Below are 372 nucleotides of genomic sequence, written 5' to 3'. Positions count from 1 at the left end.
ATCGGCCCGACGATCAATGTCAGCGCCGGCGGCACCATCGAGGATTCCTATACCGCCAACGGCTATCTCAACGTCTATTCCGGTGGCATCTCACAGAACAATACCTACGAATCGGAAGTCACCACCATCTATGCCGGCGGCTCGTCCACCAACGACGTCTTCACCGAATCCAACACCTCCGGCATGACCTCCGGCACGCTCAACGGCACCGCCTTCGCCGGCGGCGACGGAACCAGCTACGTCTCGGTCAATTCAGGCGGCAGCATCACCGCCCCCAGCGTCGTCAACCAGCCCCTGACGGTCAACAAGGGGGCCTCCTATGGGTCCGCGACCACGCCGGCCGCTCCTTCGACGATCACCAATACAGCCACG

At 62.4% G+C, this 372-nt stretch carries 1 protein-coding gene; it reads left to right on the top strand.

Annotated elements, in window-relative coordinates; genetic code table 11:
- Nucleotides 1-372: hypothetical protein (locus ACMAUO_RS20910; protein ID WP_420358834.1), on the top strand; the 372-nt coding region annotated here is incomplete at both ends.

This window comes from Gluconacetobacter brunescens, assembly GCF_048695475.1.
Taxonomy (GTDB): Bacteria; Pseudomonadota; Alphaproteobacteria; order Acetobacterales; family Acetobacteraceae; genus Gluconacetobacter.
This window is presented reverse-complemented; position numbering and strand designations above follow the sequence as displayed.